Source organism: cyanobacterium endosymbiont of Rhopalodia gibberula (assembly GCF_003574135.1).
GTDB lineage: Bacteria > Cyanobacteriota > Cyanobacteriia > Cyanobacteriales > Microcystaceae > Rippkaea.
Genome location: NZ_AP018341.1, coordinates 321,661 through 335,372, shown reverse-complemented (window position 1 = coordinate 335,372; position 13,712 = coordinate 321,661). Strand labels below are relative to the sequence as shown.

8 protein-coding genes are annotated in these 13,712 nt (G+C 35.3%); 3 read left to right on the top strand and 5 right to left on the bottom strand.

Annotated features, from left to right (window positions below):
• Nucleotides 1–148: 148 nt before the first annotated feature.
• Together RGRSB_RS01075 and priA are read right to left on the bottom strand one after the other, a co-directional pair.
• The gene (locus RGRSB_RS01075; protein WP_119259460.1) at nt 149–1,105 is read right to left on the bottom strand and encodes an RluA family pseudouridine synthase; all 957 of its coding nucleotides are present in this window, start codon (nt 1,103–1,105) and stop codon (nt 149–151) included.
• 1,841 nt (nt 1,106–2,946) lie between these two features.
• Nucleotides 2,947–5,457 (bottom strand): primosomal protein N', encoded by a 2,511-nt coding sequence (priA, locus tag RGRSB_RS01070; protein ID WP_119259459.1) that lies wholly within the window; start codon nt 5,455–5,457, stop codon nt 2,947–2,949.
• An 810-nt stretch (nt 5,458–6,267) separates the two neighbouring features.
• Here priA and RGRSB_RS01065 point away from each other — a divergent pair.
• On the top strand, nt 6,268–7,395 hold the full coding sequence (locus RGRSB_RS01065) for an RNA polymerase sigma factor, RpoD/SigA family (protein ID WP_119259458.1): 1,128 nt from the start codon (nt 6,268–6,270) through the stop codon (nt 7,393–7,395).
• A 127-nt stretch (nt 7,396–7,522) separates the two neighbouring features.
• Nucleotides 7,523–8,026, top strand: coding sequence for a GNAT family N-acetyltransferase (locus tag RGRSB_RS01060; RefSeq protein ID WP_119259457.1), 504 nt, complete (start codon nt 7,523–7,525; stop codon nt 8,024–8,026).
• 663 nt (nt 8,027–8,689) lie between these two features.
• On the opposite strand, the gene RGRSB_RS01055 is transcribed toward RGRSB_RS01060, so the two are convergent.
• From RGRSB_RS01055 to RGRSB_RS01045, 3 genes are all read right to left on the bottom strand, one after another.
• The gene (locus RGRSB_RS01055; protein ID WP_119259456.1) at nt 8,690–9,475 is read right to left on the bottom strand and encodes a Stp1/IreP family PP2C-type Ser/Thr phosphatase; all 786 of its coding nucleotides are present in this window, start codon (nt 9,473–9,475) and stop codon (nt 8,690–8,692) included.
• A 44-nt stretch (nt 9,476–9,519) separates the two neighbouring features.
• Nucleotides 9,520–11,271, bottom strand: a complete 1,752-nt coding sequence (locus tag RGRSB_RS01050; protein ID WP_119259455.1) for an ABC1 kinase family protein — start codon at nt 11,269–11,271, stop codon at nt 9,520–9,522.
• A 66-nt stretch (nt 11,272–11,337) separates the two neighbouring features.
• Complete coding sequence (locus RGRSB_RS01045) at nt 11,338–11,652, bottom strand: DUF6825 family protein (RefSeq protein ID WP_119259454.1); 315 nt, start codon at nt 11,650–11,652, stop codon at nt 11,338–11,340.
• Between the two features lie 473 nt (nt 11,653–12,125).
• Between RGRSB_RS01045 and RGRSB_RS01040 the strand changes: the two genes are divergently transcribed.
• Nucleotides 12,126–13,697 (top strand): M16 family metallopeptidase, encoded by a 1,572-nt coding sequence (locus RGRSB_RS01040; protein WP_119259453.1) that lies wholly within the window; start codon nt 12,126–12,128, stop codon nt 13,695–13,697.
• Nucleotides 13,698–13,712: the final 15 nt, after the last annotated feature.

The following is a 13,712-nucleotide window of genomic DNA, read 5'->3' as shown; positions in this document are numbered from 1 at the left end:
GCTAAGTGACGAAATTAATATGGAAAATTAGAACGTAAGAAAAGTATTTTGATAGTTGTAGTTAACAAAATTTTTGGTTGACAATATATTTTGTTTATATTTAAGGGTTTTTAAAAAAACTAACTTTTTGCCTTTTTCAGAGAGTGTTTTAACATCGTTTACGCAATGTGGTTAACAGTTTGGTAAAAGCTTTTTGAAGAGGAGCGACCACCTCAATTCGCTTTGCTGTTACTGGATGTTCTAAACTCAACTTATGAGCGTGTAAAGCCTGACCTGGTAAATTGACTCCAACCGATCCTTGAGAGGAATACAGTGGATCACCCACAATAGGATGACCAATATAACTACTATGAACCCGTATTTGATGGGTGCGTCCGGTTTCTAGGCGAAATTTTACTAGAGTAAAGTTTCCTAACCTTTCTAACATTTCCCAATGAGTGACCGCTTCGCGTCCTCCTTTTTCCACAGGAACTACTGCCATTTTTTTGCGATCAACTCGATGACGACCAATAGGTAAATTAATTGTTCCATTCTCCTTGTGATCGTGAGTAGAAACGTTCCCCTGTGAATGACAATGAGGAACACCGTAAACCACCCCTAAATACTCTCGTTGTGCTGTTTTTGTTTTCAGTTGATTTTGTAGGTGCTGGTGGGCATGATCAGTCTTTGCTACCATTAACGCTCCTGTTGTATCTTTATCAAGACGATGTACAATCCCTGGTCGTTGTACTCCTGAAATTCCTGCTAATTTAGGGAAATGATACAATAAGCCATGGACTAATGTTCTAGTGGTATGGCCAGGCGCTGGATGAACAACTAACCCTGCAGGTTTGTTAATAATAATGAGGGAGTCATCTTCATAAAGAATATCGAGTGGAATGGGTTCGGGTTCAAGATTCAATGGTTGAGGAGGAGGAAAAGAGATAAGGAGATGATCGCCTGAATTTACTTTAGTTTTCTTATTGGTACAAATTTGACAGTTAATTTGGACATTACCTTGTTTAATGAGTTTTTGGAGATGTGATCGGGAGATATCTTTTAAATGTTGGGATAACCAACGATCAAGACGATCACTTTTTTCTACTACGGTTAACTCTATTTCCATTTTTTAACAGATTTTGGTTAAATCAAATAGTCAACTAGGTTTTCTTGTCGACAGACCTGCCTGACAATTAAACTAAATTAATTAAGAGCTTAGGAGACTTAATCAATTCTTAGTCCTGATCTAAGATTTAGTCATTAAGTCTTTAGTCTACTCTCTTATATTAATAGTTATTAAGTAAAATTGAAAAAAATTTATTGAATTTTAAGTCAGCAATCGTAAAAAATTTAATTATTAGTAGTTTTTTTCTTAACTATTTCTAGGTTTATTTATTTTGTTTTTGTTTTACAATTAGCCATTACTTCTAAACTTAAAAGTTTTGACAGCTCTTTCGTATGATCTTGTTATTCTAGTTATAATTGCTTAACAAGAATCCTTAACAGAGCAAATAATTCTTAATTATTTTAAATAAAAGTTGACAACTTAATTGAGTTAGGTTCGTGCAAAAAATTTAAGTAAAATATTTGTCTACACCAAATTTACTATTTTATATTATTAGTAATGATACTTTTTTTTATAAAAAAAACTGAAGTAATATTAACTAGCTCTCGATTAACTTTTTTATCATTTTGTAGTGTATGTAAGCTTTTGGTAATAGATAATTACTCAAGATCATTATTATAATAATCCAATCTACAGATTAGAGGATAGTAGTTAATTAATTCATTAGATATTTTAGATTAACTTTTAGTAATACTAGTTTTCAAAGTAGATTTACTAAGTAATAGCATAAATTTTATGTAATTGTTATTGGCAATACTTAATTTATTTCTTGTTCTATATATTGGAGTACTTAACGATCATTCAGCTAGTTTTATAATTACTTTCTTTCATAAAAACTATCGGTTAGTATATTTATTAACAGAAGACAACTTATTAAATGTAGTTTCAAGATAATTCGTGTTTTTAGCTCTTATATAAGAAGATTATTAATCTAGTTTTTTTAAAAAAAACTAATTTTAAATAAGCTTTATAAGCATAAAAAGTATTTTGAATACCAATCAATTTTTTTGCTTATAAAGCTCACAATATAAAACTTTTAGTCTTTATATATTAAAATGTTGTAAAAAATCTAGAGGAGCCATATTGACTAGGCAGTAAATGAAAAAATTACATTTGGTATATTTATATATTAAGTTTTATAAATTTAATATTATCCGAAGTTTCTGGGGTATTTTATGGTGAAATATTTTTCACGTTATAAGTTGCACTTTTAAAGTTAAACAAATTACCAAAATGGTATTTTTAAAATTTAAATAGAATATGTAATAATAAAATATTTCTATAAGTACTAGTAGTACGTAATTTTTTCATAAACAAACTGTCTAAAATTATTTTTTTTGTGAGATGCGTCGTGCATTGTTACTTAAATAATATCCAGAAACATCAAGATTAAACTTCATAAAAATTAGGTAAGGTAATAACGAGGAAAGTCAAATAGTATTGATATGACTATTTCATAGTTGTTCTTTACAATAAGTTTTTTTATCAATATTGAGACTATATTCTACGATTCAACTAAACGTGTCATGGTCATAACACTAATAGTGGTTATTGTTTGTTGGTTATCAATAATTCAAGGTGTTCACTATTAGACGATAAATAAAACTAGACAACCCATAAAATAGACAAGTTTATCAGTTTTTTTAAATAACTTTTAAAAATTTTATCAAAGATAATTGCATTAATTTTTTGTATGAGAAAAATTTATCTGAAACGGTGGCATATAATAAATAAAATTATTGACAATAAGTTGGGTTAAATAGAGTGAGTTTTATTAAACCTTAAAGTTACCATAATTAATTTTATTTTTAATCTTTAAAATTATTTATATATTTCATTTTTCAATCAATTCTTAATGGATCAATATCAAAGGTTAAGTTAACTGATTTAGGACAAACCTTTTTTAAATCATTAATATCTGGAATAATTACTTGAGCGTTAGGACTAAACTTTAATAAAATATGCCAGCGATAACGTTTAGCTATTCGCATAATACTTGCTGGTGTAGGACCTAAAATCTCACAATCTTCTCTAACTTTATCACGACAAATATCCCCTAATACTTGAGAAGTTTGCTGAACTTCTATTTTATTAGTTCCACTCAATCTAATTAAAATTAATCGTCCATAGGGAGGATAACTTAATGCCTCTCTTTGGGGTAATTCAGTTTTAATAAAGTCCTGATAATTATGGGAACTTACTGATTGAATAATAGGATGTTCAGGTGAATAAGTTTGGATAATTACTCGGCCTGGATCATTTCCTCTTCCTGCCCTTCCTGCCACTTGAGTTAAAGTTTGAAAAGTCCGTTCTGCTGCTCTGTAATCAGATAAGTGTAATAATTCATCTGCCGTTACGACTCCTACTAAAGTTATTTGGGCTAGATCTAACCCTTTTGTTAGCATTTGAGTTCCTACTAATAAATCTGCTTTTCCTTGAGAAAATTTAGTTAATAAACTACGATGAGATCCTTTAGTTCTTGTTGTATCACTATCAAAACGTAAAGGACGTAGAGAAGGAAACAGTTTAGTTAATTCTTGGGTTACTTTTTGGGTTCCACTACCAAAAAATTTTAAATAAGGAGAACTACATTGAGGACATTGACTTGGTTGACTTTGACTATAATTACAATAATGACATCTTAGTAGTTTCGTTGCTCCTTCATGAGCATAATGGTAAGACAAAGACACATCACAATGGGGACATTCTAAAACATAACCGCAACTCCGACAGGAAACAAAAGTGCTATGTCCCCGACGGTTGATAAACAGAATACCCTGTTTTTTTGAGCTTTCTAGCTCAGCTAAAGCGTTTTGTAAAGAAAAACTGAAAATAGAACGATTTCCTAATTTTAATTCTTGTCTCATGTCTATAATTTCTACCGGAGGTAACGGACGAGATTCAATCCTTTCTGGTAAAGATAAATAGTAAGAATTAGGAGAGGAAGAGACAGATATATCTTGATCCGTATTAGCTATTTTTATCCAAGTTTCCAATGAAGGAGTTGCTGATCCTAAAACTATTGGACAATTATCTATTTCTCCTCGCCATAAGGCAACATTACGTGCGTGATAGGTGGGTGGAATTTGGGTTTGTTTGAAACTAGAATCATGTTCTTCGTCAAGAATAATTAATCCTAAATTGGGTAAGGGTGAAAAAATTGCTGATCTGGTTCCAATAACAACTTGAGGTTCTCCTGTTAACATTTGTCGCCAAGTATCATATCTTTCTCCCTTTGATAAATTACTGTGGTAAACACAAATTTTATTTCCAAAACGAGATCGAAACCGATCAGTTAATTGGGGAGTTAAACCAATTTCGGGAACTAAAACTAAGGCAGATTTACCTTGTTTTAATAAGGGAGCAATCGCTTGTAAATAGACTTCTGTTTTTCCTGAACCTGTTACACCATGTAACAAAATTTCTGCATAGCTTTCTAGACTTTTAATAACGTCCAAGGCTTTTGTTTGAAAAGTAGTTAGTGGTTTCGGGTGATCGCTATTCACTTGAGGTTGTTCTAATAGCCTTAATTTTTCTTGATATTGAATGACAACACACCCTTTTTCTTCTAACTTTTTCACCACTTGAGAACTTCTGTTACAAAGTTTGACTAATTCGGTCAGCCAACATTCTCCACCTTGCTGATGCAATACCTGTAACACTTCTAACTGTTGCTTAGTCAAGTTTGTGGGGAAGCGATCAACCATTAAGGTAACAGCCTTTTGTCGTTTGGGTTGATTTGTTTTAGGGGGTTCGAGATAACTTTCAATCCAACCCTGTTTAATTAATTCTCGTATTCCCCGACCTGCTTCTCTGACTTCTCGATGTAAATATTGACTACTGTAGTCTCCGTTTTTTTGCGATCGCAATAAGTTTAAAATTTGTCCAGCCACTGAACTACAAAAAGTTTCAGCCTTAGGAGGTATGATTCCAGATTTTAGACGAATACGACGTTGCGATCGCTCCAATAACCCTGGTGGTAACGCTCCTCGAATTACCTTTATCAAATCCGTACAATAATATTGGGCAACTCGATTAAGTAATTCCCAATATCCAGAGGGAAAGAACCCTGCTGTAATTACATCTTCTACATTGCGAACTCGTTGCAGATCAAGATCACGAGGAAGAGAAGTCACCCAACGGATAGCAATTCCTCCCACCATTTGAGAACCAAAAGGAACATTTAGGATATCTCCTGGTTTTAGGCTTAATTCTGGAGGAATATGGTAAGTATATAATCCTTGTACCCCTGGACAGTCGACCAACACCTCAATCCATTTTTTGGAATAGTGTCTCACTTCATAAGGCGATCTCGATTCAGCTGCAATAAAAGTGCGCGTGTTATCAGCCATAGTTATTGAGTATTTTTAAAAGTAAACTATAGCGATCCTAATAGAATTGTATGAAAAAATTAACCTATTTTTTCATACAATTCTATACATGCAAGCAAAGCTGAACCTGCTAATGAAACTAGTGAGTAAACTTGGATATACCTCTTTAATCTTTGCCTTTTCCTCTTTTCTTTCAAAGATTCAGAGTTCTATCGAAAACTTATCTCCACTGATGCCAAAATTTTCTTGATGTATTTAAGGTATAAAAATATACCATTGTTATTTTTTTTTAAAATTTAACTACAAATAATCTAGATTGTTTTGTAACAAAACTTCATTACAACCTAAAAAAAATAAACATCTAAAAAATCACGCCAGTTAATCATTATCAATTTTCCTGATATCCCCGATTATTACTGGGGTTAAAGATGTTAAGGTCTCTCTAGTTATAAGTTTTGTATCCAGAAAACAATAACAGGACTCCACCTGCCTGTTTGTCATTTTGTAATTAGACAAACAGAAACCTCAAATAATTCTGGTAGCTTAGTAGACATGATCCTTCGCCAAGGAATAATCTTGACAAAGTTAAGATAGGGGCACACTGAGAAATATAAAGACTCAGTTCTTCCTCTTTCTCATTAAGGTGTCATAACTTTCTTTTATTTTGACAGCTGTTTATCTGGGGTAATTACTTAAGACAACCTTAAATATTTTCTCCAAATTTCATTAAAGGACACGATTAGCCTCACACAACATTTGACATTGTACATAGCTCTATTGTTCCCAAATTTATTGATCTTTTTACACCCTATTCTCATCTGTTTATGAATTATGAACATGACTAAAATGATCCAAGACCATTCTTTAACTACTCCATTAGCTCAAGAAGCTTTTGAGCCGAATAGTATTGATCAAGTTGATCCCGATTTTCAAGCGATTGAAGTAGAGTTCTCGTCCTTATCTAATGAATTGGGCAATCATCACCCTGATGAATACCGCAAAGCTGTTTCAGATGACACTGTTGGAGCATTTTTTAAAGAAATGTCACGTTATCCACTACTAGAACCTGAAGAAGAAGTTGAATTAGCAAAAAATGTTCAATTTTTAGTTAAAACAGAAGAAAAACGTCAACAGCTTAAAGAAGAACTGCAGCGTTTTCCGACCAAAGGGGAATTAGCCGAAGCGATGGGATTTGATGTCCAACGGCAATTTGAAAGTCGTTTTTATCGAGGACGTACTGCTAAACGAAAAATGATTCGCTCGAATTTAAGGTTAGTAGTTTCTATTGCAAAACGTTACCTTAATCGGGGGGTTCCTTTTCTAGATCTGATTCAAGAAGGAGCTATTGGCTTAAATCGGGCAGCTGAAAAATTTGATCCAAATAAAGGCTACAAGTTTTCTACCTATGCCTATTGGTGGATTCGTCAAGCCATCACTCGTACTATTGCCAACGATGCACGGACAATTCGCTTACCGATTCACATTGTTGAGAAGCTTAACAAACTCAAAAAAGCACAGCGCGTTTTGAAACAGAACTTGCAGCGAAACCCTAATGAAAAAGAACTAGCTATGGAGTTAGAAATAACACCGCCTCAACTGCGCCAGTTACTCCAATTGCGCAGACAATCTCTTTCATTAAATCATCGCGTCGGGAAAGGGGAAGATACAGAACTGGTGGACTTACTTGAAGATCAGGAGTTACAACTTCCTGAAGAACAAATGAGTGAAGGAATGTTACGCTATGAAATATCGGCGGTGTTAAGTGATGTTCTTACCGAACGGGAAAAAGATGTAATTTCTCTACGCTATGGACTATCCACGAGTCAACCCCACACCTTGGAAGAGGTAGGGGGAATGTTTAATCTCTCACGCGAACGAGTACGTCAAATTCAAAGTAAAGCCATGCGGAAATTGCGTCGTCCCCAAGTTGCTCGTCGTTTGAAAGGATGGTTACATTAGTTATTAAATATTAGTTATTAAATAGTTGACAGTGAATTAGTAGATTATCGTGGACAAAGTAGCAGTCAAGGCTAACATAAAAAAAGTCTCGAAATGCTACTGTTCACTTTTGCCCGAAATAAAATTTATGAACAAAGATCTCAAAATACGTCCTGCTCAACCATCAGATGTTGTAGATTTATTTTCGTTGATTCAAGCCTTGGCTGAGTATGAAAGGCTCTCTCATCAAGTAACAGGAAATGCAGAGATGTTGCGGGAACATTTATTTGGAGAAAGACCCTATGTAGAAGCCATTGTGGCACAATGGGGAACTCAGTGTGTAGGATTTTCTGTCTTTTTTTCCAACTATTCTACCTTTTTAACTAAACCAGGAATTTATGTCGAGGATTTATTTGTCTTACCTGATTATCATCGTAAAGGAGTTGGAAAATCTTTATTAATTTATTTAGCTCAATTAGCTGTCAAACGAGGAGCAGGACGATTAGAGTGGAGTGTTTTGGATTGGAATAGTCTCGCTATTGGATTTTACAAAAAAATGGGGGCTGATATATTACCTGATTGGCGTATAGGTCGAGTGACTGAGAAAACTTTATCTAAGTTGGTTAATGATGATCAACATCACAGTCAATAAAAAAAGACCATTAAGATTGACTAATAACGATAGCAATTTGTGATTCTCTGTTTGAAAATTCAGTAGGTGAGCTTAAATAAATCTAAGATTAGGAAAGTAGTAATCATGAGATACCAGCTTGCCTAAAAACTCATCCAACAGAATTAAAAGAGCGAAAACTATCAAGATTGTAGATTTGGTAATAGTTGAGATTACTTAGAAACTACAATAAGAAAAACAGTTTCTAGATAGATTATTTAAAAAAGAGAAGAATTGCGAAATTTTCCGAAAAGTCGAAGAAAAAATATAGAGGAAAATATCATTAAGTCAAAGCTCATGAAATTTCGGAATGGTATTTGAATATGATTTAGCTAATGCAAACAAAGTCTTGATCAAAGAAGTTACTTCAGAAAGTACCAATAGAAGCAGTGTAGGCTCGAACTTTGATTGCGCTTAAATATAGGGATACAAAATGCCAATGCTTATGTAGAGTTATCCATCCACTGAAATTTGTAAATAATATCCATACAAAGGTCATAAACATTTTAAAGACTTAAAACAAAAAATTCATCGACTTGGGAAAACAAGTCCAACAACTAACAGCATAAATAATTGACAATTATTGCCCTGATCTTGTTTAAAAGAAATTAGAAAACAGTAATTTACACTAATTTATAGTCGATTTTAATTACCTATTCTATCAACTCTGAGATCAAAATTATCTTCTTTAACTCTTTTAGTTTCTCCCTCTTCAACAACAATAACCACTGTTATATTATCCGATCCTCCAGCTTCTTTAGCCGTTTCTACTAGATTTTGAGCTACTCTTTCACAAGATCTTTCTTTTTTAAAAAGCTGCTGAATGGTTTCGTCAGGGATTTCTTCGGTTAATCCATCACTGCATAACAATAAGCGATCACCAGATTGAACATCCAGATGAGCAATTTCAATAGTATTAACGTCCTTACGCCCTAAACATTGAAAAAGAACGTGTCGCCAAGGATGAGTTGTAGCCTGTTCTTGGGTAATATCACCCATTTTCAATGCCCTTGCTACCCAAGTATGGTCCTCTGTGATTTGCTCAAGATCAACGTCACGGAAGCGATAAAGGCGAGAATCTCCAATATGAGCTCGCCAGGGCTGATTATCTCGGAAAATGACTACCAAAGCTGTTGTCCCCATATCTCCCCGTTCAGGATGATCTTGTTGATCAGTAAGAATTGCTTTATTAGCTTGTAAAAAAGCTTCTTCAAGAAGAATACGAGAAGGAATATCAGATTCCCAGTGAGTCTCAAGATAGGCTTGAATCTCTCGGGTAGCAATTAGGCTTGCCTCTTCTCCTCCAGCATGGCCTCCCATGCCGTCAGCCACAACAAAAAACCGCCCTCCAGGGTCGATGTAGAAATTATCTTGGTTAACTGATCGCACGATACCCGTATCAGTCAAACCCGTAAAGCTACGATTTATCATTGGTGAGTTAGCTACTAACAATTTACAATAGTGATAAGCAAAAACTAGAACGTTATATCTAGGCTATCAAGACGACGCAGCAAGCGAAATAAAGCCCATGCTGGAACTAATGCTATTATGACAGTGGCTATTGCCAAAAGAAGCGAACCGTTAACAAATAAAAGGGCTGCAGATATGACTAAAGCACTGGTTATAATAATATAGTTAGTCCCCATCTGTATCATACCTAAGCGACGCAATAGACGATCAGATTCAACTGAGCGTACTCTTACGCGGATATCACCACGATCCAGCTTTTTTATTGTATCGTCAATTTGTCGTGGTAATCCTAAAGCTGTATTGCTAACTTGAACCGCGTGTCGTCCTAATTCATTTAAAACACTAATCCCGCTATTTCCATTGATATTAGTCATAAGCTTCATGGCAAACGGTTGTGCCACCTCCATGAAATTGAAGTCTGGATCTAACCCTTTTCCTATCCCTTCTATAGTCAAAAATGCGCGGATAACAAAGGTGAAAGTTGCGGGTAAGCGGAAGGGTTGATTATGGACAAGTTCATACAAATCATCACTAATTTGACTAATTGACTGTTCCTCAAAGGGTTTTTCCATGAAATTATCGAGCATGAATTGAATAGAACGACGCACTGGACCCATGTCGTCTGCAGGACTTAAGGTATCGAGAGCTACTAAAGACGAGACCACTTGAGCAGCATCTTTTTGAACAATGCCAAACAAAGCATCCATTAACTTCTCACGGACGTTGGCGCTAATACGTCCCATCATGCCAAAATCATAAAAAATTAAGGACCCATCAGTACTTACAGCAATATTTCCCGGATGGGGATCTGCATGGAAAAATCCACTGTTAAGCAATTGGTATAAATAAGCTTTTGCTCCTAGTCTTGCTAAGATTTTACGATTTAATCCGGCTGCTTCAAGTTTTTCATAATGGCTAATTTTAATCCCTGGCATATATTCAAGAGTTAAAACACGGGGGGAAGTGTAACGCCAGTAGATTCTGGGGACTTTAACCCAATCTTCGTCACGAAAATTACGACGAAAGGTATCGGCATTTTGTCCTTCGTTAAGGTAATCAATTTCTAACCAAAGAATACGACAGCATTCTTCATAGATCCCGGTCCAGTCTCGTCCTTTGCTCCAACGAGGATGGTTTTGAAGATAGTGGGTAATGCGTTTTAGAATCGCTAGGTCAATAGTAAAGAGTTGTTTTAATCCTGGCCGTTGAATTTTGACGACTACCTCTTCTCCTGAATGAAGTTGAGCTTTATGGACTTGACCTAAACTAGCTGCTGCTATAGGGATTGGAGCAAAATTATGGAACAGTTTGGGAAGGGGTTTCCTAAAATCCCTTTCAATAGTAGTTATAACTTGTTCGTAGGTGAAAGCCGGAACTTTATCTTGAAGTTTTGACAGTTCCGCAACATATTCAGCGGAAAATAAATCGGCACGAGTAGAGAATAATTGACCTATTTTAATAAAAGTTGGTCCGAGGTCGAGTAAACTTTCTCTAATCCACACCGCTTGTTTTTGACGTCGGGCGGTCTCTTTTTCTTCACTATAGCCCCCTCGATAGCTCCATTTTTTACCATTGAGCCAAAATTGGGTAATTAAGGTCAACACAAACCACCAAATATCTAGTCGGCGGCGATTAATAGAGTATTTTTCCTGATTCCAAGGGAATTTATGGGTATTTTCTAGCTTGGTCACGTCATTAGAGACTAAAGTAGTTTTTGTGGAATAGGAACTGTTGACATTGAAGGACAGGGGAGACACTCGATTTTTGGGGTTGAGAGTAACTTAGACCAATAGGGGGAGAAATTTAGATAAATAAAGAAATAATTATGTTTTTTGGGCACGATAAATTTTTAATTCCGCTTTAACACGAGCAATTTCAGCCCTTAAATTGTCTATTCTTTCTTGTAAATCGACCGAAAAATCTTCACTGGGGGTAGTGTTAACAGTATCTCCTGATGCAACATCAACTTGAGCCCTTGTTTGTACTTCCTCAATAAATTGCCGCAGTTGTTCGCGTTGTTCTGCGTCAAATCTGCCCAATTCGCTGAGGGCATTAGTAAAGTTCTCTTCTATTTTTTCGCTAAGGACTTCAGCAAAAGCTCGGCCTAAGAAAAAGGCATGAAGGACGGGGTTGCTCATTACAAAATCTTCTCTAATCTGTTTTGTAACAAATTATATCTTGCTTCTTTAAGACTTACCTAGTAAACTCAAAAATTAGTTTGGGTTTGGAGAATGATAGAGAAAGATAAAGAAGAGGAGAAAAATTCAGGTTTGACCTTTACACAGCATATAAAACAAGTGTCCTAGGTAGCGACAGAGGAGACTTTTTAAAAATGTGAGTTCAACAGAAGTTTGAGATAAGGGTAAGTAGTAGATTGATTCTAAAAGCAACATCTCATTCAAGTCTGATAGGGTAGATATAAAATTAAAATTTTGTATTGATTTTGCAGAAGTATTTTGTGATGTATATGCTCTCTGTTAGAGACTTACATCGTAAAAAATAATCCTTTTTTATAAAGACGACTTAATCACACTATGACTCCCTGCTATCATTTTTAAATCCCGATATCCTAGAAAGGGGATTCTAAACGTCGTTTTCTTTGATGGTATCAATGGTAATAAACTCTTCAACTCGATCACTTCCTATGCGCTATTCTTTTGCAACGCTCAGCTTGCTATTTTTTCTGTGGAGTAGTGTTCCAGTTATTGCTCAACCACTTCCTGATACTTCTTCCACTTTAATAGCTAGCCAATCAATTACACCTTATCTTAATAGAGCGATTGAACAAATAACGGAATTTAAACTCGATAATGGCATGAGGTTCATCGTCATGGAAAATCATGACGCACCTGTGGTGTCTTTCGTCACCTATGCTGATGTAGGAGCAGTAGATGAACCTGATGGTAAGACAGGGGTAGCCCATTTTTTAGAACATTTAGCCTTTAAAGGGACGAAAGACATTGGAACTACTAACTACATAGCAGAAAAGCCTCTTTTGGATCGACTGGATACTCTATTTTCTCAAATGAAAGCCGCTCAAGCTGCGGGAAAAATAAAAGAAGCTGAACGATTAGCTCAAGAATTTCAAAAAGTTCAAACAGAAGCTAATCAATACGTTCAACAAAATGCCTTTGGTCAAATTGTGGAAACGGCTGGAGGAGTTGGGATGAATGCAGCGACTTCGAGTGATTGGACAACCTATTTTTATAGTTTTCCTTCGAATAAACTGGAACTTTGGATGTCGTTAGAATCAGAACGATTTTTAGAACCTGTTTTCCGAGAATTTTATAAAGAACAGGACGTTATTTTGGAAGAACGTCGGCTCAGAACTGATAATAGTCCTATTGGTGAAATGGTAGAGGCATTTCTAGATATTGCCTTTACTAAACATCCTTATAAACGTCCTGTTATTGGTTATAACCAAGACATTCTTTGCCTTACTCGTGAAGATGTACAGCAATTTTTCGAAACTTACTATGGAGCTAACAATTTAACTTTCGCCATTGTAGGAGATGTAAATCCCAAACGAGTTAAACAATTAGCCCAAGTTTATTTTGGTCGTTATTCGGCTAAAGCTAAACCACCAAGAGTGACTGAAGTAGAACCTCAACAAACTGAAACCAAAGAAGTTAACCTGGAATTATCGTCCCAACCCTGGTATCTTGAAGGATATCATCGTCCAGCGATTACTCACCCTGATCATGCTGTCTATGAAGTGATGGCAACTTTATTAAGTTCGGGACGAACCTCTCGTCTTTATAAGTCCCTGGTTGAAGAGAAAAAAGTGGCTTTAGTTGCCCAAGGTTTTAATGGGTTTCCAGGGGATAAATATCCTAATTTAATGTTGTTTTATGCTCAGACTGCCCCTAATGGTACAGTTAACCAGGTAGGTGAAGCCTTGGAACAAGAAATTGAACGATTAAAGAAAGAATTTGTCACCAATCAAGAATTACAAAGGGTAAAAACTCAACTTAGGGCAGCCTTAGTGCGATCGCTTGACTCTAACTTAGGTATGGCTCGATCATTGATTGAATATGAGGTAAAAACTGGAAGTTGGCGCAATCTTTTTGATCAATTAACAGCTATTGAAGCAGTGAGTTCAGCAGATATTAAACGGGTAGCTAAAAAAACGTTTGTTCCTGAAAATCGAACTATTGGTCGTATTTTATCTAAAGTGAAATAATGTCCATTATGGGGA

Coding starts and splice junctions, on each gene's coding strand:
- RGRSB_RS01075 (WP_119259460.1), bottom strand. CDS start 1,105: ATGGAAATAGAGTTAACCGTAGTAGAAAAAAGTGATCGTCTTGATCGT.
- priA (WP_119259459.1), bottom strand. CDS start 5,457: ATGGCTGATAACACGCGCACTTTTATTGCAGCTGAATCGAGATCGCCT.
- RGRSB_RS01065 (WP_119259458.1), top strand. CDS start 6,268: ATGAACATGACTAAAATGATCCAAGACCATTCTTTAACTACTCCATTA.
- RGRSB_RS01060 (WP_119259457.1), top strand. CDS start 7,523: ATGAACAAAGATCTCAAAATACGTCCTGCTCAACCATCAGATGTTGTA.
- RGRSB_RS01055 (WP_119259456.1), bottom strand. CDS start 9,475: ATGATAAATCGTAGCTTTACGGGTTTGACTGATACGGGTATCGTGCGA.
- RGRSB_RS01045 (WP_119259454.1), bottom strand. CDS start 11,652: ATGAGCAACCCCGTCCTTCATGCCTTTTTCTTAGGCCGAGCTTTTGCT.
- RGRSB_RS01040 (WP_119259453.1), top strand. CDS start 12,126: ATGGTAATAAACTCTTCAACTCGATCACTTCCTATGCGCTATTCTTTT.